The organism is Mesorhizobium sp. M0618 (assembly GCF_040320765.1).
In the GTDB taxonomy this organism is placed as follows: Bacteria; Pseudomonadota; Alphaproteobacteria; order Rhizobiales; family Rhizobiaceae; genus Mesorhizobium.
The window spans coordinates 270,879-292,065 of sequence record NZ_JAMYQH010000004.1 but is presented as its reverse complement, the minus strand read 5'-3'; the positions used below and the strand labels follow the sequence as shown (position 1 = coordinate 292,065).

26 protein-coding genes are annotated in these 21,187 nt (G+C 63.3%); 10 read left to right on the top strand and 16 right to left on the bottom strand.

Annotated features, from left to right (window positions below; all coding sequences use genetic code 11):
* Positions 1 to 37 precede the first annotated feature (37 nt).
* From NKJ04_RS07195 to NKJ04_RS07170, 6 genes are all read right to left on the bottom strand, one after another.
* Entirely contained in the window at positions 38 to 1,813 is a 1,776-nt protein-coding gene (locus tag NKJ04_RS07195) for a tetratricopeptide repeat protein (protein ID WP_352609415.1), read from the bottom strand.
* A gap of 256 nt (positions 1,814 to 2,069) precedes the next feature.
* The gene (locus NKJ04_RS07190; RefSeq protein ID WP_352609413.1) at positions 2,070 to 2,513 is read right to left on the bottom strand and encodes a DUF1284 domain-containing protein; all 444 of its coding nucleotides are present in this window, start codon (positions 2,511 to 2,513) and stop codon (positions 2,070 to 2,072) included.
* Complete coding sequence (locus NKJ04_RS07185; RefSeq protein ID WP_352674101.1) at positions 2,510 to 3,103, bottom strand: biotin transporter BioY; 594 nt, start codon at positions 3,101 to 3,103, stop codon at positions 2,510 to 2,512. Before NKJ04_RS07185 ends, NKJ04_RS07190 begins: the two co-directional genes overlap by 4 nt.
* Before the next feature lie 107 nt (positions 3,104 to 3,210).
* Positions 3,211 to 3,879 carry a GntR family transcriptional regulator gene (locus NKJ04_RS07180; protein ID WP_127272279.1) on the bottom strand — a complete coding sequence of 223 codons (669 nt, stop codon included), beginning with the start codon at positions 3,877 to 3,879 and terminating at the stop codon, positions 3,211 to 3,213.
* 75 nt (positions 3,880 to 3,954) lie between these two features.
* Positions 3,955 to 4,557, bottom strand: coding sequence for a TetR/AcrR family transcriptional regulator (locus NKJ04_RS07175; protein WP_128302473.1), 603 nt, complete (start codon positions 4,555 to 4,557; stop codon positions 3,955 to 3,957).
* Positions 4,558 to 4,663: 106 nt separating this feature from the next.
* On the bottom strand, positions 4,664 to 4,846 hold the full coding sequence (locus tag NKJ04_RS07170) for a hypothetical protein (protein ID WP_352674099.1): 183 nt from the start codon (positions 4,844 to 4,846) through the stop codon (positions 4,664 to 4,666).
* Here NKJ04_RS07170 and NKJ04_RS07165 point away from each other — a divergent pair.
* Complete coding sequence (locus NKJ04_RS07165; protein ID WP_352674097.1) at positions 4,846 to 6,093, top strand: MFS transporter; 1,248 nt, start codon at positions 4,846 to 4,848, stop codon at positions 6,091 to 6,093. The two genes, NKJ04_RS07170 and NKJ04_RS07165, sit on opposite strands and share 1 nt — an antisense overlap.
* A gap of 21 nt (positions 6,094 to 6,114) precedes the next feature.
* Here NKJ04_RS07165 and NKJ04_RS07160 read toward each other — a convergent pair whose 3' ends face one another.
* Positions 6,115 to 7,131 (bottom strand): polyprenyl synthetase family protein, encoded by a 1,017-nt coding sequence (locus NKJ04_RS07160; protein WP_127272280.1) that lies wholly within the window; start codon positions 7,129 to 7,131, stop codon positions 6,115 to 6,117.
* A gap of 221 nt (positions 7,132 to 7,352) precedes the next feature.
* On the opposite strand from NKJ04_RS07160, the gene NKJ04_RS07155 reads away from it, so the two are divergent.
* The 7 genes from NKJ04_RS07155 (at position 7,353) to NKJ04_RS07125 (ending at position 11,655) form a co-directional block, all read left to right on the top strand.
* Positions 7,353 to 7,577 carry a putative signal transducing protein gene (locus NKJ04_RS07155; protein WP_063167652.1) on the top strand — a complete coding sequence of 75 codons (225 nt, stop codon included), beginning with the start codon at positions 7,353 to 7,355 and terminating at the stop codon, positions 7,575 to 7,577.
* Entirely contained in the window at positions 7,577 to 8,377 is an 801-nt protein-coding gene (locus tag NKJ04_RS07150; RefSeq protein ID WP_352674095.1) for a tRNA1(Val) (adenine(37)-N6)-methyltransferase, read from the top strand. Before NKJ04_RS07155 ends, NKJ04_RS07150 begins: the two co-directional genes overlap by 1 nt.
* A 79-nt stretch (positions 8,378 to 8,456) precedes the next feature.
* Positions 8,457 to 9,320 (top strand): S49 family peptidase, encoded by an 864-nt coding sequence (locus tag NKJ04_RS07145; protein ID WP_352674094.1) that lies wholly within the window; start codon positions 8,457 to 8,459, stop codon positions 9,318 to 9,320.
* A 128-nt stretch (positions 9,321 to 9,448) separates the two neighbouring features.
* Positions 9,449 to 9,634 (top strand): membrane protein, encoded by a 186-nt coding sequence (locus tag NKJ04_RS07140; RefSeq protein ID WP_023808667.1) that lies wholly within the window; start codon positions 9,449 to 9,451, stop codon positions 9,632 to 9,634.
* Between the two features lie 20 nt (positions 9,635 to 9,654).
* Positions 9,655 to 10,554 (top strand): 4-(cytidine 5'-diphospho)-2-C-methyl-D-erythritol kinase, encoded by a 900-nt coding sequence (locus NKJ04_RS07135; protein ID WP_352674093.1) that lies wholly within the window; start codon positions 9,655 to 9,657, stop codon positions 10,552 to 10,554.
* On the top strand, positions 10,541 to 11,095 hold the full coding sequence (gene moaB, locus NKJ04_RS07130) for a molybdenum cofactor biosynthesis protein B (protein WP_352674092.1): 555 nt from the start codon (positions 10,541 to 10,543) through the stop codon (positions 11,093 to 11,095). Before NKJ04_RS07135 ends, moaB begins: the two co-directional genes overlap by 14 nt.
* A 137-nt stretch (positions 11,096 to 11,232) precedes the next feature.
* Complete coding sequence (locus NKJ04_RS07125) at positions 11,233 to 11,655, top strand: GFA family protein (RefSeq protein WP_352674091.1); 423 nt, start codon at positions 11,233 to 11,235, stop codon at positions 11,653 to 11,655.
* Between the two features lie 7 nt (positions 11,656 to 11,662).
* On the opposite strand, the gene NKJ04_RS07120 is transcribed toward NKJ04_RS07125, so the two are convergent.
* The gene (locus NKJ04_RS07120; RefSeq protein WP_023808671.1) at positions 11,663 to 12,637 is read right to left on the bottom strand and encodes a hypothetical protein; all 975 of its coding nucleotides are present in this window, start codon (positions 12,635 to 12,637) and stop codon (positions 11,663 to 11,665) included.
* A 143-nt stretch (positions 12,638 to 12,780) separates the two neighbouring features.
* The gene (locus tag NKJ04_RS07115) at positions 12,781 to 13,305 is read right to left on the bottom strand and encodes a glycosyltransferase (RefSeq protein WP_023808672.1); all 525 of its coding nucleotides are present in this window, start codon (positions 13,303 to 13,305) and stop codon (positions 12,781 to 12,783) included.
* 149 nt (positions 13,306 to 13,454) lie between these two features.
* Between NKJ04_RS07115 and NKJ04_RS07110 the strand changes: the two genes are divergently transcribed.
* Complete coding sequence (locus tag NKJ04_RS07110) at positions 13,455 to 14,609, top strand: PA0069 family radical SAM protein (protein WP_023808673.1); 1,155 nt, start codon at positions 13,455 to 13,457, stop codon at positions 14,607 to 14,609.
* Positions 14,610 to 14,760: 151 nt separating this feature from the next.
* Positions 14,761 to 15,456, top strand: a complete 696-nt coding sequence (gene rnhB, locus NKJ04_RS07105) for a ribonuclease HII (RefSeq protein WP_127290952.1) — start codon at positions 14,761 to 14,763, stop codon at positions 15,454 to 15,456.
* A 131-nt stretch (positions 15,457 to 15,587) separates the two neighbouring features.
* Here rnhB and NKJ04_RS07100 read toward each other — a convergent pair whose 3' ends face one another.
* The 7 genes from NKJ04_RS07100 to NKJ04_RS07070 all read right to left on the bottom strand — a co-directional run bounded on the left by NKJ04_RS07100 (position 15,588) and on the right by NKJ04_RS07070 (position 21,170).
* Positions 15,588 to 16,079 carry a F0F1 ATP synthase subunit B gene (locus NKJ04_RS07100; protein ID WP_352674088.1) on the bottom strand — a complete coding sequence of 164 codons (492 nt, stop codon included), beginning with the start codon at positions 16,077 to 16,079 and terminating at the stop codon, positions 15,588 to 15,590.
* Positions 16,080 to 16,089: 10 nt separating this feature from the next.
* Positions 16,090 to 16,689 (bottom strand): F0F1 ATP synthase subunit B, encoded by a 600-nt coding sequence (locus NKJ04_RS07095; RefSeq protein WP_127290956.1) that lies wholly within the window; start codon positions 16,687 to 16,689, stop codon positions 16,090 to 16,092.
* 63 nt (positions 16,690 to 16,752) lie between these two features.
* Positions 16,753 to 16,977, bottom strand: coding sequence for a F0F1 ATP synthase subunit C (locus tag NKJ04_RS07090; protein ID WP_006206606.1), 225 nt, complete (start codon positions 16,975 to 16,977; stop codon positions 16,753 to 16,755).
* Positions 16,978 to 17,062: 85 nt separating this feature from the next.
* Positions 17,063 to 17,821 carry a F0F1 ATP synthase subunit A gene (locus tag NKJ04_RS07085; protein ID WP_023808677.1) on the bottom strand — a complete coding sequence of 253 codons (759 nt, stop codon included), beginning with the start codon at positions 17,819 to 17,821 and terminating at the stop codon, positions 17,063 to 17,065.
* Positions 17,822 to 17,880: 59 nt separating this feature from the next.
* The gene (locus tag NKJ04_RS07080) at positions 17,881 to 18,288 is read right to left on the bottom strand and encodes an AtpZ/AtpI family protein (protein WP_023808678.1); all 408 of its coding nucleotides are present in this window, start codon (positions 18,286 to 18,288) and stop codon (positions 17,881 to 17,883) included.
* 254 nt (positions 18,289 to 18,542) lie between these two features.
* The gene (locus NKJ04_RS07075; RefSeq protein WP_023808679.1) at positions 18,543 to 19,727 is read right to left on the bottom strand and encodes a cell wall hydrolase; all 1,185 of its coding nucleotides are present in this window, start codon (positions 19,725 to 19,727) and stop codon (positions 18,543 to 18,545) included.
* Between the two features lie 144 nt (positions 19,728 to 19,871).
* Entirely contained in the window at positions 19,872 to 21,170 is a 1,299-nt protein-coding gene (locus NKJ04_RS07070) for an MFS transporter (protein WP_352674086.1), read from the bottom strand.
* Positions 21,171 to 21,187: the final 17 nt, after the last annotated feature.

Sequence of the window (21,187 nt, the reverse complement as noted above, 5' to 3'; positions counted from 1 at the left end):
AAAGAGCCCCGCTTGCGTTGAATTCAAATGGCTGACTTCATCCCTTCGGGGCGGGCACCGGCTCCGGCTTGACCTTCGGGGTCTCCTGCGCCGTGTTGGATTCGATCGGCGGCAGGCCCTTCATCAGCTTCTGCTGCAAGTTGGCCAGCACATCGGGATCCGGCTTCAGGTCGCGAGCCTGGTTCCACTGGAAGGTGGCTTCCAGCTTGCGGCCGACGCGCCAGTAGGCGTCGCCGAGGTGATCGTTGAGAACCGGATCTTCCGGCTTCAGCGACACGGCGCGTTCCATTTCGCGCACCGCGTCATCGAACCTGCCGAGGCGGAAATAGGCCCAACCCAGCGAATCGACGATGTAACCGTCGCTCGGCCTGAGGTCGACGGCCTTTTGAATCATCGCCAGGCCTTCCTTGAGGTTCATGTTCATGTCGACCCAGGAATAGCCGAGATAGTTCAGCACTTGCGGCTGGTCGGGGAACAGTTCCAGCGCCTTGCGGAAGTTCGGCTCGGCCTTGGGCCATTCCTTCAGGCGCTCATAAGCGATGCCGCGCTGGTAGAAGATGTTCCAGTTGGCCGCGGTCGGCGCCTTCAGCACCTCGACGGCCTTATCGTAGAGAGTGGCGGCCGAACGGAAATCGTCCTTCGAGGAATAGACGCCACCGAGCGCCAGATAGGCGCGCATGTCATTGGGATGGGCGTCGACCAAGGCTTTCAGATGGGTGATCGCTTCTTCGTGACGGTCGAGATCGGCAAGATTGAGGCCGAGTTGCAGGTCCGAAAGCTCCTTCAGCGGCGAAGCGGCGGGAATCCGGCGATAGAGCGCGATGGCACCTTCGCCGTCCTTCAATTGCTCGGACACGGCGGCGAGTTGCACAAGGGCAGCGTCGCTATCTGGCTTCAAAGCAAGCGCATATTGCAGATAGAGGCGGACGAAGGGCTCGCCGCCACCACGGTTGAGCGCGGTGGCGAGGTCGAGCAGGATTTCGGAGGCGCCATCGGATGGACCGGCAACCAGCGGCGCAATCTTGTCGCCTTTTGCAATTCGGTCGCGCAAGGCGACGATTTCCAGCTTGCCCGGCGAAAACGCCTCGGCCTGGTCGAGCACCGACAGGGCCTTGGTCTTGTCGCCCTTGCGAGCCAGGAACGAGGCGTAAGCCTGGGCGTTGCGCATCCAGGTTTCGGGAGCGGCACCACCGGCGGCGGTGTCCTGCATGGTCGCGGCATAGATCGCCTCGGCCTTTTCGGGCATGCCGGATGCATCAGCGATCAGGGCACGGTGGAACGACTTGAACAGGCCGAACCAATCCGGCCCCTGCAGCTTGTCGATGGACGCCATCGCATCGGCAGGCTCGCCGGCGCCTTGCTGCGCCCAGCCGGACATCACCCCGGAGATCAGCCGGTCGAGATCGGATTCCAGCGACAGCTTGAGCCAGTACTGCGCCTTGGTGAAATCCTTCTTGTGGAAGGAATCGACGGCGAGCGCCAACCGCGAGAAACGCTCGACGTCAGGCACTTCCTTGAGCTTGTCGGCATAGACCAGGGACTCGTCGAAGCGCCCTTGCGCGATCAGCGACAGCATCAGGCTCTGCTGCAGGCCGGTGTCGCTCGGGTCAAAGGCCAATGCTTGCTTGTAGTAGGCGATGGCGCTGTCGAGGTCGTTATCGCCTTCGGCGATCCGGGCTGCCAGATAGGCGCCCGAAAACGACGTGATCTTGACCGGTTCGCTGGTCTGCTTGGCATAGGCCGGCAAAGCCGAGATCGCCATGCCTGTCACAATTGCCAGCCTTGTCAGCCAGCGCGCACATCCTTGCCGCATCGTATCCCTTTCAGCCAGGCGCCATCTCCGCGTCAGCGGGATCGGCGTAGACTCGATCTTTCCAGGCAAAGCATGGCCTTTTTGGGGTCGCGCTTCAATCCGCCTCGAATTCACAATCCGGGCACCCGATTAACAAACCATGGCGACAGGGGGCAGTTTTCCGATTTGAATTTCGGCCATGGCCCTGCGCAGCGCCGAATATATCACAGCTTCGACCCTTGAGCTCGGCTTCGACCGCTAAGGCTCGGGGCCAATATCAGCCCTCGGCTGGCGACGCGGACCGCTGCACCAGCGCGTCGCTATATCCACCGGCCGCTATCGTGCTGCACAGTTCGTTCCATTCGCAGCCGCCGCAGGCCTTGCGTACAAGGCCAGCCGAAAACGCCTGCCGCATCCGGGCTAAGGTCCCCGTGTCGAGATCGAGGTGGGTGCCGACACGGATTGGCCGCGCCAGCAATTCCTCTACATCCAGCGCGGCGAGCCGGTCCCGCTCGACGACGCTCTCGTTGAAGCAGTGAGGTTCCGGCTCGTCGAGCAGTGGAGCGCAGACATCGTCGGGGCCGGAAACGAGGAGGATGTCCTCGCCCCGGCTCAGGCGCTCCGCGACGCGATCATAATTGGCGATGAAGGCGGGGCTGTATCCCTTGCCCACATAGGTGAGCAGGCAAAGAAGGTGATGGGCGCGCAGCCTGATCGTCACGGATTGGCCGGCTTCGCCTTGCCGCCGGGAAGGGCCATGAGGGTCGCGGCACCCAGCGCTGACTTGAGCAAGCCGCCGACGATGAACGGCAGGAAGCCGAAGGCAACGGCCTGTTCGGCTCCAATCATGATGGCAAGCCATGCTGTGCCAAGCACAAGGCAGGCAAGGTTGCCAAGCAGCATGGCGACGAAGGCAAGCATCACCCTTTTGCCGTTCCAGCCGCGTTCGGCCAGCCAGCCGACCAGCGCGCCGACAAGCGGGAAGGCGAAGAGATAGCCACCCGTCGGCCCGACGAAATACGACGCGCCCCCTACCCCTCCGGACAGAACCGGCAAGCCGATGGCCCCCTCGACCAGCCAGGCGACGATGGTCAGCGCGCCAAGCCGCCAGCCATAGAGGGCGCCGATCAGGGTCACCGCAAAGGTCTGCATGTTTACCGGGACCGGCACCATCGGCACCTCGATATAGGACGCCAGCGCCAGGAACAGCGTGCCAAGCACGACGGCTCCAACCTGCCAGGCAAGAGAACGATCCTGGATCCGGAGCGGACTGAACGACGGCTTGCCGGGTGAGAATGCGACGTCTGCCATTGGGATTCCTTCGATCGATTGCAAATTATAGATAATTTCTGTTTTCGATCTATTATCGAATCCACACTTCCCTGGGGATTGCAAGCCCTGGCTTTGGCGGAGGCCGTCTAACCCACGATGGCAAAAGCTTCGCGCGTCGTCCCGGAGGCCGTCCTGACCGGCTTGCGGCCAATCCATTGGACGTGCCGCCCCAGTGTGACGGCCGCGGATTCGGTGTTTCCCTGCCGCAAGGCGGAGAGGATCGCGCGATGGTCCTGATCGGTGCGCGTCTCCCACTCCGAGCGCCATGCCGCGAACAGGAAACGTGCGCTTGCCGCATGCAGGTCGTCGATGGTCGCGAGCAGGCGCGGCATGCCGCATGGCGACAGGATCAAGCGGTGGAAGGCGCGGTTGGCCTCTTCCCACGACCTGACATCGCGGGACTTGTCGCCGGCCTTGGTCGCCTCTTCCGCGAGATCGAGAATGGCCGATGTCAGGTGCGGCGCGGCGTGGCGCAGCGCCAGCACTTCGAGTGCCGCCCGCATTTCGGCGACCTCCTTGACCTCGCCCAGATCGAAAGACGCGACACGCACGCCGCGGCGCGGCTCGCCGATGGCCAGTCCCTGCGCCTCTAGACGGCGGAAGGCCTCGCGCACCGGAACATGGCTGGTTTGGAATTCCTCGGCGATATGATCCTGCCGAAGCCTGGCCCCTGGCTCGATCGCACCGGAGATGATGCGGTCCGCCAGAACCTTGCTGATGCGCACCGCGATGGTGTCGTCTGTGCCCTTTGCCATGTTTATAGATAATTTGCGGCAGGGCAGCTTGTCGAGCCAATTGCAGTCGAAATCGCGAGGCGCCAGAAGCAAGACTCAAGGCTGTGAGACGAAACCGTCGAGCGCAGGCATCGCCACGGTGATAAGGTCATGCAGCCGCTTCTTCGGCACCCCGTCGCGCGCCTGCACAGAGAGGCCAAACAACAGTGTGGTGTAGTAGTCGCCAAGCGCTTCCGGATCAGTATTCGGCTTGAGGTCGCCGTCGCGAACACCCTTTTTCAAGCGCTCGACAATCAACGCATTGCGCGCCAGTCGGCGCTCGGCCAGCCAGTGCAGCACGTTATCGTTTTCCGTGGCGCAGTTGGTGGCGGCCGAGACGACCATGCAGCCTTTCGGCAAGTCCGGCCTTGTGTAGATATCGATCGCATCGCGCAGCAACCGCTCGACAAACCGCCTTGCGGTCGGCTCCTCGGCAAGCGCGCTGGTGGCGAAGCTTCCTTCGCTGGTTTCGTAGAGAACAACGGCTTCGCGAAACAGATCCTCCTTCGAGCCAAAGGCGGCATAGATGCGCGCCGAGGCTAGGCCAAGCATGGAGACGAGGTCGGCCATCGAGGTGCCCTCGTAGCCGCGCATCCAGAAGGCATCGCGCGCTTTCTGCAGAGCCTGGGCTCTGTCGAACTCCCTTGGCCGTCCCGCCATTGCAGCCTCCATTTCTTTATCGATCCACAAATAATCCGCTTGACTCCGGATTGCAAATTCAATTCTTTGTCGATCGATAAAGAACCAAAAGGAGATTGGCATGAGTTCATTCGATCAAGGGCTGCCGTTCGGCGCCATGGCGACACAGGGAGAGGTTGGCGCGAAGCGCGGCGCTACGCTGGCATTGCTCGCCTTCGCCCAGCTTATCATCGCTCTCGACATCAACATCGTCTTCGTGGCGCTGCCCGAAATCGGGGCTGGACTGGGCTTTTCCGGCCAGACCTTGCAATGGGTGGTGAGCGCCTACACCGTGTTTACCGGCGGTTTTCTGCTGTTCGGCGCCGAGCCGCCGACCTTATCGGTCAGCGCCGCATTTTCATCTTCGCTCTCTGGCTCTATGCGCTTTCGTCGCTGGTCGGCGGCCTCGCCTGGTCGCCGGAAATCATCATCGCTGCCCGCACTGTACAAGGCATCGGCGGCGCTTTCCTGTTCCCGGCGACGCTCTCGCTGATCAACCGCCTGTTTGCCGAAGGACCGGAACGCAACAGGGCGCTGGCGGTGTGGGGCGGTGCCGGCGCGAGCGGCCTCACCCTTGGCTCACTGGCCGGTGGATTCCTGACAGGCGCCTTCGGCTGGTCGTCGGTCTTCTACGTCAATGTGCTGCTGGCAGGCATCGCCATCATCGCCGCTTTTGCCATCATTCCACGCGACCCCAAGCGGCGCGAGCACCGCAACTTCGATCTCCCGGGCGCGCTGACCGTCACCGCAGGCGCCACGCTGCTGGTCTTCACGCTGGTCCAGGGACCTGAATATGGCTGGGGTTCGCCAGCGATCATCGCCAGCGCCGCGCTGGCAGCGATCTTCATCATCGCCTTCGCGCTGATAGAGGCAAGGAGCGCCGACCCTCTGATGCCGCTGCGGCTGTTCCGCAATCGCAGCCTCGTCGCCGGCATGACGATCACCTTCCTGTTCATGGGAACGTTCGGGGCCCTGCCCTATTTCCTCACCGTCCTGTTGCAGACCGTGCATGGCTTTACCGCGCTGGAAACCGGCCTCGCCTTCCTGGTGCCGTCGATCGCCATCGCCGCCGGCACGCAGCTCGGTGAACGCCTGGCAACGCGCTTTTCAACCCGCTCGACCCTGGTCGGCGGCATGGTCATAGGGGCGGCCGGCACGGCGCTGATGGTCCTTGGAGCATCAGCCAACAGCTTCTATCTGGCTCTCGTTCCAGGGCTGATCATCTCCGGTGTCGGACAGGGCATCGTCTGGACCGCCATGTGGATCGCGGCCGCGTCGGGCGTGGCTCACGACGAACAGGGCGTCGCCTCGGGGATGGCCTGCACGACGCTCAACATCGGCAACGCGATCGGCATGGCGACGTTGATCGCGATCGCCAACAGCCATGTCGGCGGATTGAGCGGCGATGCACTGAAGGCCGCGATAGCCGACGGCATACAGATCGCCTTCTGGCTGGCGGCGGCGGGCATCGTTGTCAGCCTGCTTGCCGCAATCGCTTTGCCGGGAAAGGCGAAGTAGCCGGCAACCGGGTGACGCCGCTCAGTTCACCCGGCTGATGCAGAAATCGATGACGTCGATCAGCGCCGATTTCTGCGGCGTCGCTTCCAGCGGCGCCAGCGCGTCGCGGGCGATCTCGCCGAAATGGCGGGCGCGTCCGATCGTGTCGGCAATGGCGCCATGGCGAGTCATCAGGCCGATCGCCTTTTCCAGACCGGCGTCATCGGTGACATTGTCCTCGATGGCACGCTTCCAGAAAGTGCGCTCGGCCTTCGTGCCCCGCCGATAGGCGAGAATGACCGGCAAGGTCACCTTGCCTTCGCGGAAATCGTCGCCGACATTCTTGCCGAGATCCTTGCTGGTGCCGCCATAGTCCAGCGCGTCATCGATCAGCTGGAAGGCAAGGCCGAGATTCATGCCGTAGGAGCGCAGCGCCGCACGATCGTTGCGGGTCGCCTGGGCAATGACGGGGCCGACCTCGGCAGCAGCCGAAAACAGTGCGGCGGTCTTGGCCTTGATGACGGCGAAATGCTCGTCCTCGGTGGTTTCGAGGTTCTTGGCGGCGGCAAGCTGCATAACCTCGCCCTCGGCGATGATCGAGGCCGCACTCGACAGGATGTCGAGCGCTTCGAGCGAACCGACATCGACCATCATGCGGAAGGCCTGGCCGAGCAGGAAGTCGCCGACCAGCACGCTCGCCTGGTTGCCCCAGATCATGCGGGCGGTCTTCTTGCCGCGGCGCATGCCGCTCTCGTCGACGACATCGTCGTGCAGCAAAGTCGCCGTGTGCATGAATTCGACCGAGGTGGCGAGCTTGACGTGGCCCTCGCCGGCATAGCCGAACATCTGCGCGGCGGCGAGCGTCAGCATCGGCCGCAGCCGCTTGCCGCCGGAGGAGATAAGATGGTTGGCAACCTCCGGGATCATCTCGACGTCGGAGCCGGCCTTGGACAGGATCAATTCATTGACGCGTCCCATATCGGCCGCCGTCAGATCGATCAGATCCTTGATGGAAGCGGGCTCCCGCTTCCCGTTTTCGATGTTGAGAACGACACCCACAACAATCACTCCCGTCTTGGTATAGAGCGTGCGACGGCACCCTTAGTCCCTGCATGGACTCTAGGGCGGCGGACATGGCCACGGCAAGTGGCGAATTGGCGCGGCGTCGATGACGGAATGTCAACGACCCGAGAGGGAACGGGGACCCGAGAGGGAACGGGGCTCTGCCTCGGAATCCCCTGCCCGTTTACATCAATAGCGCAAACTGCGAGTTTCATACGATGATAGAACTTGTCCGCACCAACGATGCCGTGATCATCTCCTTTGTTGAATCGCTGATGCGCGACGCCGGCATCGCCTGCTTTGTCGCCGATCAGAATATGAGCATTCTCGAAGGGTCGATCGGCCTTTTGCAGAAACGCGTCATGGTCGATGCCGACCAGGCCGACGCGGCACGGCGCATCCTCAGGGATGCCGGCATCGCCAACGAAATCCGCGGAAAATAATGTCCGCCGCGCCCGCCGCCCTTGTCCCGGACACGCCGGCCCATACGGTCGACGCTTTCCATCGCGGCCGGTTCTGGCTCGTCCAGCCCAAGCAGGGCGGCCATCGCGCCGGCATGGATGCGATGATGCTGGCGGCATCCGTGCCATCGACCTTTGGCAGGCGCCTGGCCGATTTCGGCGCGGGAGCCGGAGCTGCCGGACTGGCGGTGCTGTCACGCTGCCCGGCGGCAGAGGCGGTGCTTGTCGAACGCGCGCCGGAAATGGCGGCCTTCGCGGCGGCGACGCTTGCCCATCCCGGCAATGCCCATCTCAGCGATCGCGCCTCCGTGCTGGTCGCCGATGTCACCGTATCGGGCCGGGCGCGGGCGGCCGCCGGCCTCGCCGACAACGACTTCGACTTCGTCATCATGAACCCGCCTTTCAATGCTCCCCGGGACCGCGCCACATCGGATCGCCTGCGAAAGGAAGCCCATGTCATGGAGGACGGGCTGTTCGAGAGCTGGATCAGAAGTGCGGCGGCGGTGGTCAAGCCGCGCGGCGGGCTCGCCGTAATCGCCCGGCCCGAACAGCTCGGCGCCATTCTCGATGCGATCACAGGCCGCTTCGGCGATGCCGAGATGCTCGCCGTCCACCCTCGTCCCGATGCGGCGGCGATCCGCATCGTCGTGCGGGCAGCGCTCGGGGCACGGGGAAAGCTTGCCATACGCCCGCCCCTGATGCTCCACGCGCAATCAGGCAACGGCCCCGACGAGCGCAGCGAAATCATCGCCAACGGCCTCGCCTCGCTGTTCGGAGATTGAGCTATTCTGCCCGGCGACATTGCCGTTGGCCGGGAAATCCCTACATGCCTGCAACCCATCGACCGGAGACTGCGCCCTCGTGAAACGCCTTATCAACCGCCTGCTGCCGAAATCCTGGCGCTCCACCGCCGTCACTATTCCGGTCATCCGGCTGCACGGCACCATCATGGCAGGCGGTGGCCAGTTTCGGCCGAGCCTGTCGCTGGCTTCCACCGCCGGCCTCATCGAGAAGGCGTTTTCCTACGACGCGCCGGCGGTCGCCATCTCGATCAATTCGCCGGGCGGCTCGCCGGTGCAGTCTCGGCTGATCTTCAAGCGCATTCGTGACCTGGCCACGGAAAAGGACAAAAAGGTACTGGTCTTCGTCGAGGACGTCGCGGCGTCGGGCGGCTACATGATCGCGGTCGCCGGCGACGAGATCTTCGCCGACCCGTCGTCCATCGTCGGGTCGATCGGTGTGGTCTCGGCTTCGTTTGGCTTCCCGGAACTGATGAAGAAGATTGGCATCGAGCGACGTGTCCACACCGCTGGCCAGAACAAGGCGGTGCTCGATCCGTTCAAGCCCGAGAAGAAGGAAGATGTCGAACGGCTGAAGGCGCTACAGCTCGAGGTGCACGCAACCTTCATCGACCTCGTCAAGGAGCGGCGCGGCACGAAACTGAAGGACGACCCGGAACTGTTCACCGGCCTGTTCTGGACAGGCATCAAGGGCCTCGAACTCGGTCTGGTCGATGCGCTCGGCGACATGCGCACTGTGCTCAAGACCCGTTTCGGGGCGAAAACCCAGCTCAGGCTGATCACGACACCGCGCGGTTTTCTTAGCCGCTTCGGCCTGTTCGGCTCAAGCAAGGGCTTTTCAGCGCCCGATATCGTAGCCGCTGCCGCCAGCGGCGTGATCGATGCGGCGGAAGAGCGCGCATTGTGGTCTCGCTTCGGGCTTTGAAAACTCGGCAGAACCGTCTAGCATGAGAGCTTGAGTTTCATGCATGTCGTGTTGCCAAAAGCGGGTCGACATGCATCAACCGACCCGACCGGCCGCCTTCGCCGGCCCAGCGTGGGAGGAGTTTTGGCATGCCGCAGATCATTTTCTTCGCCGTCGTTGGCGTTGCCGCCTATTTCGGCTACCGCACCTTCATTAGGGAAGCCGAGCGTGTGACCGCCAAGGTGCGACGCACAGAAAAGCAGACGGCCAACGGCGCGATCGGCACTTTGGTCAAGGATCCGAAGACCGGCGAATACCGGCTGGCCAAGGACTGAGCATCATCCCGCAGACGATTGTGGACACCGACATCGGGTCGCGTAGCTGGCACGCACACGCCAAAATCAATCTTGCGCTGCATGTCACCGGCAGGCGCCCTGATGGCTATCATCTGATCGAAAGCCTGGCGGTGTTCACGCGGTTTGGCGACAGGGTCGAAATCGGGCTCGCCGACAGCGATGAGTTTACCGTGTCCGGCCGTTACGCCCCGGCCGTCCCTCTCGATGCAAGCAATCTGGTGCTCAAAGCGCGCGACGCCCTGCGACAGGCGGTCGGGCAAGAGCGCACACCGCCGGTCGCCATCCGGCTCGAAAAGAACCTGCCGGTCGCCTCCGGCGTCGGCGGCGGTTCGAGCGACGCGGCAGCCGTGCTGCGCGGACTGGCGCAGACTTGGGCCCTGGACATCGATGGCACCGAGCTGGCACGGATCGGCCTCTCGCTTGGCGCCGATGTGCCGATGTGCCTTGCGGCGAAGCCGCTGGTCGCGCGCGGCATCGGCGACGAGCTGTCGATGGTGCCGGATTTTTCGGCGCTTGGGCTGGTGCTGGTCAATCCGGGCACGCCGATCTCGACGGACGAGGTCTTCGCCGCGCTTTCGCGTCGTGACAACGAAGCCTTGCCGCCGCTGCCACGCAGCATCGATTTCCACAGCCTGCGCAACTGGCTGGAGATTACTCGCAACGATCTTGAGCCGGCAGCGCTGGCGATGCAGCCCGCCATCGGCAGGGCGGTGTCCTGGCTGAACAAGGCTGGATCTGGTTTTTCACGAATGTCCGGGTCCGGCGCCACCTGCTTCGGCCTATTCGAGACCGGTAATGTCGCCAAGCGGGCGGCCGCCGAAATTCGCGGCCGCCAGCCCGACTGGTTCGTTGCCGCGACGCGCAGCATCGCATCGGAGGGCGCAGATGGCCAGAATTGACGAGAGCCGCTCCTTCATTCCCGTGCGCATCGCGGTGCTGACCGTTTCAGATACGCGCAGCCTCCCCGACGACAAATCCGGCCAGACGCTGGCCGACCGCATCACCGAGGCCGGCCATCTGCTGGCGGCCCGCAATATCGTCACCGACGACCGCGAGAAAATCCGCGACACGGTTCTGGCGTGGTCACAGGACAAGAATATCGATGTCGTCATCACCACCGGCGGCACCGGCTTCACAGGCCGTGACGTGACGCCGGACGCGCTAGAGCCGATCTTCGAAAAGCGCATGGATGGCTTTTCGGAAGTGTTCCACCGGATTTCCTACGACAAGATCGGCACCTCGACGATCCAGAGCCGGGCGACCGGCGGCGTCGTCAACGCCACCTTCGTCTTCGTGCTGCCGGGCTCGCCAGGCGCCTGCAAGGACGCGTGGGACGGCATCCTGAAGGCGCAGCTCGACTACCGGCACATGCCGTGCAACTTCGTCGAGATCATGCCGCGCCTGGACGAGCATTTACGGCGCGGCAAATCGGCTTCGTAAAAGCCAGGCAAAGCGTCGGTTCCACGCCGCTTTTGCAGGCAGAACATCACCGGTGCCTTCGAAACACCATTCCAAACCGAACCTCGGAAAAGTACCTTGCCTGAAGGCGATCATCGCCATCACGACAAGGCAGAACCATGACCACGCATACCGGCGGATGCCATTGCGGCAACATACGCCTTGCATTTTCAACCGAACTCGACCCATCGCAAATCGAAGTTCGCGCCTGCCAATGCTCGTTCTGTGTCAGACATGGTTCGCGCGCCATTGCCGATCCGGACGGCAGACTGACCATCTCGGTCCAGGATGAGGCGCGATTGCGAAAATATCAGTTCGGGCTGAGGACGGCCGACTATTTGATCTGCCGGGATTGCGGCGTCTATGTCGCCGCAATCGCCGGAGAGGATGACGCAAGGGCGATCGTCATCATCAACGCCCTGGACGACCGAGAGCGGTTCAATCAGGAGCCGGCTCGTGTCGACTTCGATGCCGAAAGCCGGGCACAGCGCCAAGCCAGGCGCCGCGCTCACTGGACGCCTGTCGAGATGAGCTTCGGATAGGCAGCTCTCAGCGGATGACCGGCTCGCCATGAAACCGTCGGCGCGACGGCGGCGATACGCCGAAGCCGACTTCCATCATCAGTCGCGGCGTGCGTGCCGGCACGGTGCCCATATGAAAGCCAAAGGGGTCCTCGACGAAGCCGAGACCGGCCTCGCCGGTCAGCGTCACCGGGCTCTGCTCGCCATAGACATCCAGAACCTGTTGCGCGGGATGGCCGACCAGAAGGGTAAGCTGATGCTTTAGGCTGCGGCGCTTGTGGCTGCCCCTGACATAGACATGCGGACCGGTGTCGGCGTCGACCGGCTTGAGGTAGAAGAAGAATTTCAGCATGCGCCAGTCGTCGAGGTCAAAATGATACTTGCCGAGCGAGGCGAGGTTCTTGTCGGCATCCGAAGCGGCACCTGTGGGAAAACTCCACCAGACCCGCGTCGTGATCAGTTTCGCCTGGCCGCCGAGATAGTGCGCGGCAATATCCAGAAGCAGCGGATCGCGCTGGATGGCAAGCGCCGCCGGGCAGTCGAGGATGCGCTCGAAAAAATGCCCGCTAAGCAGCGAGCGGCCAAGGCGTTTCTCGGCCTCGGCATGTTCCCCCGGCATGAATTCGAGACGGCGGTCGAAATTGCCGAAGCAAGGCGTGCGCCCGGCGAAGTCGGCGATCTCTTCATGGATATCAGGCGGCAGGACCAGGCCTGAGAACAGCCCGTCGGAGCGCAACGCATCGACGACCGCTCCCCGTTCGACACCGGCAAACATCGTATCCCCGGCATTGGCGACCGGGCGGGCGCGCTTTGCGCCGAGCCAATGCATGCGGCGTCCGGGCATGGTGCGCGCCAACACGAACATCGGCAGCCAGGCAGGGTTCTCACGCAGGTCCGTCAGATAGGTTGGAATACGCACGGCGATGCGCCGCAGCAGGCTGCCGTTGCGCGCAATGGCCTCGAGACTGGCCGCGCCGGATGTGTCGGGGGTTGAAAGCTTCATTGGGTCCTCGGCTATGAGAGCACCACCGATGCCGCATCGGTGCTCGCCTCTCGGCATGACCCAAACCCAATTCCCGCTTGAACGGAAGCTAACCCCGCGTCAAACTTTGTGCAATGCACAATGACCTGAGCAACTGCAAAAAATCACGTCGAGGGGCGGCGCTCCTGCTTGGCCGGCGCCATCCAGATTTCGGCGTCGAGCCGCTTCGTCGCGAGGCCGCGGGCGATGGCCTCGGCACTGCCGGCACTCTTGGCCGCGGCCGCCGCCTGACGCTTGCTGATTAGCAATCCGTCGGCCAAGGCGCGGTTTCCCGAAAAGACCCGGGCCAGGAATGGCGTGCGACTGGCTCGCGTGCGCGAAAACCGTGCCGCCATGGTCTGCCTGGCCGTATGGGCGACAACTTCATCGATCCAGCCCTCCACCAGCCGCGCGCCCGGCTCCAGGAGCAGCAACCAATCCCCCTTGGCCTGGCGGATGCCGGCAGCGACACCGCCCGTCACGTACTGACAGCCGGCATGCTCGGCCACATGATGCGTCTGGTCGGTAGAGCCTGTGTCGCAGACGATGACTTCACGCACCACGCCTTCGACCGCGCCGCCAATCAGCGAGGCGAGCGTGCGGGCGAGGCCCTCCTCGTCGTTGCGGGTTTCGATGAGAACACTGAGCATCCTTAGCCGAATAGCGGAAAGCGCCCGACAGCGCCAGTTTTGCATCGCACCATAGAAAGTTCTTGCTTTGTTCTTATCAACGAAATAGGAATAATTTCATGAGCAGAGCGATTCGACACAACATGGACAGTCCCTGGGAGCGGGCGAAAATGGAACAGATCGTGCGCGCCGACATTGCAGCTTTCGGAGCAGGAAGAGCCGAGATGGCCAACGCGATGGTCGAGCAGAGCGGCATGCGTGTCCGCCCGGACCGCAACCGCGGCAGGTCAGCGGGTATCAATCCGTCCGGCCGGTTCGAGCCGGTCAGCCGGCACGTGTTCGACGATGGCTGGAATTCGCTGGAGGAACTGCCGCCCTTCAAGACCGAAGTGCAGGTCGAGAAGCCGCGCACAATCATCACCCGCAACGAATCGCCCGACATTTCCTTCGACCGTTCCATCAACCCCTATCGCGGCTGCGAGCATGGCTGCGTCTATTGCTTTGCCCGCCCGACGCACGCGTTCATGGGCCTGTCGCCGGGTCTGGATTTCGAATCGAAGTTGTTCGCCAAGCCTGATGCGGCGCGCTTGCTTGACAAGGAGCTTTCGAAAGACAGCTACCAGCCGCGCACCATCGCCATCGGCACCAACACCGACCCCTACCAGCCGATCGAGAAGCAATACCGGATCATGCGCGAAATTCTCGAAGTGCTGGAAGCGCGCGGCCATCCAGTCGGCATCGTGACAAAGTCCGCTCTGGTGACGCGCGATATCGATATCCTGTCACGCATGGCCGAACGCGGGCTCGCCAAGGTGGCGCTGTCGGTGACGACGCTCGACCGTATGCTGGCGCGCACCATGGAGCCGCGCGCGTCGACACCGACCAAGCGGCTGGAAGCGATCCGGCAGCTTTCCGATGCCGGCATTCCGGCGTCGGTCATGGTGGCTCCTATCATTCCGGGCCTGACCGATCCGGAGATGGAACGCATCCTCGATTCCGCACGTGCGGCCGGCGCGCGCGAAGCGGGCTACGTGATCCTGCGCCTGCCGCTGGAGGTCAGCCCGATCTTCAAGGATTGGCTGCTGCGCCATTATCCCGACCGCTACCGCCATGTGATGTCGCTGGTCCGCTCGATGCGCGACGGCAAGGACTACGATTCGGAATGGGGCAAGCGCATGAAGGGCGCCGGTCCCTACGCCTGGCAGATCGGCCGGCGCTTCGAGATCACAGCCAAGCGGCTCGGCCTCAATGCCGAACGGCGCACGTTGCGAACCGACCAGTTCGTTGCCGCCGGGAAAGATCAGGTGCAGCTGACGCTGCTTTGAGAGACAATTCGTCGCGATGGTTTGATCCGTCGCGGCACCAGAATCCCGTCCGGCCTGCCCCGGCCTGCAGACGGTGCCCTCCCGGTCCGGCGCCCCACCCGACCCGGAGGGACTTGCGGAGAATCAGAGCCGATGCGAACCTCGCCGCAACATGGCTCGCGCGCGTTCTGATTCTCCGCCTCTCTTTGAGATCATCGAGAAGCCTGACTTCTCCTTCGAGACGAAGGCGATGGCGGAGGGCCTGTGGCCGGTCGCCGGGATGGACGAGGCCGGCCGTGGCCCCCTGGCCGGGCCGGTGGTCGCCGCGGCCGTGGTGCTCGATCCCGCCAACATTCCGGACGGCCTCGACGATTCCAAACGCCTCAGCCATTTGCAGCGTGAGGCCTTGTTCCTGCGAATTCTTGGCTCCGCGCAGGCGGTCTCGATGGCCTCAATCAGTGCCGAGGGCATCGACGGCAGCAACATCCTCAAGGCAAGCCTGGAAGCCATGCGGCGCGCCCTTGTCGGACTGTCGGTCCGACCGAAACTAGCCCTCGCTGATGGACGCGACGTGCCGCCGGGGCTGCCTTGTGAAGGGCGCGCGCTGATCAAGGGCGACCAGCGTTCGCAATCGATCGCTGCCGCCTCGATCGTCGCCAAGGTGATGCGTGACCGCATGATGTGCGGCTGCGGCAATCATCACGACCGCTACGGGTTCGAAGTCCACATGGGCTACGCCACGGTTCGCCATCGCACCGCGATCGAAGCGCATGGCCCGGTGGCGCGGCTGCATCGCGTGTCGTTTTCGCCGTTCAGGCTGGGTGGCGCTGAAGTGGTCGAAGAAGAGAGCTTTGCTGGGCTGGATTGAGCAACGGCAGCAGCGACAAGTCAATCTCCCCCTTGTGGGGAGATTGACCGCTTCGGCGTCTCACGCACTCTCCAAGCAAAAAAGCCGCCAGGTTGCCCGGGCGGCTTTAATTGTATGAGGGCTGTGAGGGCTCAGTTCAGCTTCGACTTCACGTCCGCAAGCGAAGCCTTGAACAGATCGGCACCGGCCTTGGCGTCGATCTTGCCGGCAAGCAGCGCGCGCGCTGCCTCGACGGCGATATCGACGGCGCTGGCGCGGACTTCGCTGATGGCGTCACGCTCGGCTTGGCCGATCTTCTGCTCGGCAAGCGCGGTGCGCCTGACAACATAGTCCTCGGTCTTCTTGTGCGCTTCGGCGGCAAGCATATCGGCTTCGCGCTTGGCGGCGGCGACGATGTCGGCGGCCTCCTGCTCGGCTTCCTTGCGCTTGCGCTGATACTGGCCAAGCAGTTGCTGGGCTTCCTCGCGCAGCCGGCGCGCTTCGTCGAGTTCGTTGCTGATCCTTTCGGCGCGGGCGTCGAGCGCCTTGGCGATCAGGCGAGGCACCTTGATGTAGACGGCAATGCCCAGGAAGATGACCAGGGCAACCGTGGCCCAGAGCGTTGCGAGAGATGTGGCGTCCATGATGCGCTCCTCACCGGGCCACGGATTTGACCGCGGCCGCGATCTCGGCCTTGCTGGCCTTGCCGCCAACCAAGGCTTCGACGATCGCCGAAGCGGTGTCCTCGGCGATGCTGCCGACTTCCTTCATGGCATTGGCCTTGATGGAAGAAATGCGAGCCTCGGCTTCGCCAAGCTTGGCGTCGAGCGCGGCCTCGACCTTCTTGCGAGCGGTGTCGGCCTCGGCCTTGGCCGCGTCGTTGGCCTGCTGGCCGATCGCGTTGGCCTTGGTCTTGGCTTCCGCCAGTTCCTGCTCGTAGGCAGCAACGGCAGCGTCGGCCTCGCCCTTCAACTTGGCCGCCTGGTCGAGGTCCTGCGTGATGCGATCGTTGCGGACATCGATGATGCCGCCGACGCGTGGCATCACCACCCGCTTCAGGAAGAGATAGAACAGCCCGAAGGTGATCGCCAGCCACAGAAGCTGCGACGGGAACGTCGCCGGATCGAATGGCGGAAACGTGCCATGCGCTTCAGCAGGCACGCTGGTGCCGGAATGCGTCTCGCCTTCCGTCGCAGCGTGGCTGGTATCGGCTGATGGCGCGGACTCTTGCGCAAAGGCAGATGTCACGAACATGGACTATCCCCGAAATTCAGGCCCGCCGCTTGCGCGGCCGGCCTGTCCAATCTTCCCGAGTGCTCAGCCGAACAGGGCCAGAAGCGCGATGAGAAGCGAGAAGATGCCCAGAGCTTCGGTCACGGCGAAGCCGAAGATCAGGCGGCCGAACTGGCCATCGGCAGCCGACGGGTTGCGCAGAGCGCCCGCCAGGTAGCTGCCGAAGATGTTGCCGAGGCCAATGCCCGCGCCACCCATGCCCAGGCAAGCGATGCCGGCGCCGATGTACTTTGCTGCTTCTGCGTCCATTTGTTCAACTCCTTTGGATCTAAAATTCCGTTGCGATTCCATCCGGCGCCAATGTTGGAAATTCCTGGGCCGGAAACTTTTGGACCTAATGCCCGGGGTGCAGGGCGTCGTTGAGATACATGCAGGTCAACACGGCAAAGACGTAGGCCTGCAGGAAGGCGACCAGCAGTTCCAGTGCCGTCAGCGCCACCGCCATCGCCAGAGGCAGGATAGAGCCGGCGACGCCGACCGCGCCGAGCGCGCTCAGGCTGACCACGAAGCCGGAGAACACCTTCAGCGTGATGTGGCCGGCGAGCATGTTGGCGAACAGACGAACCGAGAGGCTGACCGGGCGCGACACGAAGGAGATCACTTCGATCAGCACCACCAGTGGCAGCAGGAAGACCGGCACGCCATGCGGCACGAACAGTTTCAGGAAGCCAAAACCATGCTTCATGAAGCCGTAGACGACCACGGTTGCGATCACCAGCACGGCAAGGCCGAAGGTGACGATGATGTGACTGGTGACGGTGAAGAAATACGGGAACAGGCCAAGCAGATTGGCGACGAGCACGAACATGAACAGCGAGAACACGAGAGGGAAGAACTTCATGCCTTGCGTGCCGGCGGCATCGCGCAACATGTTGCCGACGAACTCGTAGGCCATCTCGGAGACCGACTGAAGCCGCCCGGGAACCAGGCTGCGGCTCGACGTCGTGAGAAACAGGAATCCAGCCGCGACGATCACGGTTGCGACCATGAACAGCGCCGAATTGGTGAAAGACAGGTCATAGCCGCCGATGTCGATCGGAATCAGCTTGTTGATATGGAACTGGTGGATCGGATCGACCTTGTCAGCTGCCACGTTCAAACCCCGTCAATGCCGCGTACGGCCTCGTTACCATTACCGCACATGAAGCGCGGTCATTTCTTGTCGTCTTGGTCACGGCGCGATTTATCGCCCTGTCCAAATTCTGCCACAACGCCGGCGGAACGCATCACATTGAGCACTCCGGCGCCAAAACCAAGCAGCAGAAACACGATCAGACCCCATGGCGATGTCCCCGCCAGACGGTCGATGATCCAGCCGATGCCGGCACCCACCACCACCCCGGCGATAAACTCGCTGGAGAGTTTGAGCGCCTGACCATAACCGGCCACACTGCCCGCTTTCGCGTCGTCTTTCCCCTCGAGCCGGCCCGGCCGCCTTGTCGCAAGCGAAGCTTCAAGGTCACGGCGGCGGCGCTCAAGATCGTCGTCGCGGATATCGGGTTCATGCTGATTGCCGCGGCCGGTTTTTCCGGTTCCGTCTGGCCCATTCTTGTCGGCCATCGCAACCCCCCTGCCCGGTCAGACCGTCACCGTCCGTCCGCTTCTAAAGTCGCCGGCAACATAGTTAGAGGGTTTGCGCCCGTCAAGCCACGGGCGGAAGTTCATTGCCATGTATTTTAGGCAATAAAATCAATCAATTAGAAAGGTGCGACATCGTGCCCGCCATGATGACGAGGATGCATGGCGCGAATCCCCTGCGCAATGGCTCTTCGATAGGCTGCGCGCCACATCAAAGATCAGCGGCTGCTCTGCACTCAGCTCCAGCCGCCGCCATAGGTCCGATAGAAGATATGCAGGCCGATCTTGGTCATCTTCTGCATTGTGCGCGCCCAGCCGGGATGGACATATTGGGCATAGTAGTGGGTCGACGATCCGACCTCCGGGATGAAGATCTTGCCGGCAGTGACGGCCATGGCGATCTCCTGGGCGGTCTTGTAGGCGGCTGGGCTATCGATGCGCTTCTTCCTGCCGTCGCAGGCGAAGGAGAACTGGCAGCGGTTGAACCAGCTGTCGTTCTGGTAGACGACGCCGCAGATCGAATTCGGATAGGTCGGATTGCGGACGCGGTTGAGGATGACCTGGGCGACAGCGGCCTGGCCGCGCACGGATTCGCTCCTCGCCTCGAAATAGATGCCGTTGGCAAGGCATGCCTGCTCCTTTTGGGAGAAGACACTGGCGGGCAGCGGGTTCTGGATCCACGAATGATCGCCCTTGGCCATCGGCGGAATGAAGCGGCCCTCATTGGGCTGCTCGTCCTGAAGCAGGGCTTCGAAGGGCGATGCCTTGGCATAATCAGGCTCGGACTGCGCGTAGGCGGTGGCCAGCACGTCCGGATGGTCGTTGTTGACCAGCGCTGCCAGCATGGCCGGCACGCCGGGATCCGGCTTCTTGTCCTCGCGCGCATGGAATGCCGCGGCGATCTGGATTTCCTTGCCTTTGATCTGCGGCTTGGCGAAAGCCATTTTCAGGCCGCTGTCCATGCTGGGCCGCAGCAAGGAGGAGGTGCGCTCGAAGATCGAGCCGGCGTTGAAGTTCTTCGGCGGTGCGACGGGAGACATCTGGACGATGCGCCCTTTCTTCTCGGCGCGCACGACGCGGTCCTCATCGGGCGTGCCGCTGACTTTGCCGCCCTTGCCGCGAAACGACACGTTGCCGACACCGGCCAGGTGGACACCCGATCCGGAGATGGAGCCGGTGACATCAGAATCGGCAAAGGGCATCTCGGCCGCATGGGTCGAGCCGGCGACGGATTTCTCGACATAGGAATTCCAGCGCGTGCTCGATGCTTCGAGGCCGGAAACCAGGCTCGTCATGTCCTGATAGGCGGCGACCGTCGGAAAGCCGATCCAGATGCCGAAACCGATGACGAGCGGAGCCAGAAAGCCACGTTTTCTCTCACCGGCGGCGGCAACCAGCCGCTTCAACACACGTCGATGCACGGAACACTCTCCAGGAACGCGACTGACCCCACTGGAGAGCAAAATGATGCATTAACCTTGATGGGACGTTAACGGCTTCGATCGGGTTTTCCCGGTCGGCCCGAGGTCGTGGTTGCGAAGTCAGGCGATTTTGCGGCCGACTATTCAGGCCGGACGCAGGAAGATCGGCCGGGCGATCAGCGCGCAGATGGCGGCCGCCAGCCAGACGCCGGACCAGGACCAGAGGTGCAAGAGCCCCGGAATGGCCACCGGCACCAGAAAGAAGCCGACAAAAACAAAGGTGTTGGCAAGGCTGAGCGCGGTCCCGACATGGCTGGCCCCGGCAAGGGTGGCAAGCTCGGTGTAGGCGACGCCGTGCCAGGCGGAGACGGAGATGCCTGCGACAATAAGCACGACTGGAAGGACCGCCAAGCAGATGAGCTGGCCGCCCGGAACGGTTGGGCCGAACAGGACCAGCAGCCAAAGCATGGCGAAGGCAAGGGCGCTGAACGCGCTGCACAAGCGAAGAAATTGGCGGCGGTTGCCGTGACAGTCGGTGAAGCGGCCGCTCCAGATGCGCATGACCATGGCGCCGATCTGAACGGCGGCGAGGCTCGCGCTGATCGCCGCCGTTCCCAATCCAACGAAATCGTGCAGGAACACGGAGGCGAAGGTGAGCACGGCCACCTGCGGAAAGCAGAGCAGGCCGATGGCGGTCGCGATACGCCAAACATCGCGATTGCGCAGCGGCGCCGGTCCGGCCACAGAAGCCGCAGCGAGATGATCCTTGCCCGCCGTCGGCGGCTCGTGCAGCCAGCGCCAGGCGAACAGGGCAGACAGAGCGGATGCACCCGCCAGCACCCCGAACACCGCGCCAAAGCCGAAAGCCAGAGCAAGCGAGGGCAGTATGAGGGCCCCAAGGCCGCCGCCGAGCGGCACCGCCGTCTGCCTGATGCTCATTGCAAAGCCGCGCTCGTTTTCCCGGAACCAGCCCATGATGGCGCGGCCGCTCGAACCGTTGACGCTGCCGCCGAGCAGTCCGGTGATGAGCAGGCTCGCGGCGAGCAGCGTGACGCCGGGAGTACCGGCCTTTGTCGGCACAACCAGCATCGCCATGACCAGGAGCCACACCGCCGTCGCGCCGAGCCCGATCAGGAGCACGCGGCGATCGCCCCAGCGATCGGTGAGCAGGCCCCAGGGCAGTTCGCTGAGCGCGACCCCCAGCCCGAGAAGGCCGAGCGCCAGGCCGAGCTCGGCATTGCCCAGGTGATAGCCCTGGCGAAGAACGACCGCCGTCGCCGGGATGCCGGAGAACGTAGCCGAGAAGGCGGCATTGGCGGCGACGCCGATGCCCAGAACCTTCCAGCGATGGCCGGGCTTGAATACCCTTTCGGCGGAACCGGCTGCCGTATCTTCCAGGAGTTCTGACGGCTGCCGGTCGGCGCAATTGACAATGGCGGACATGACTTCATTTCCCGTGC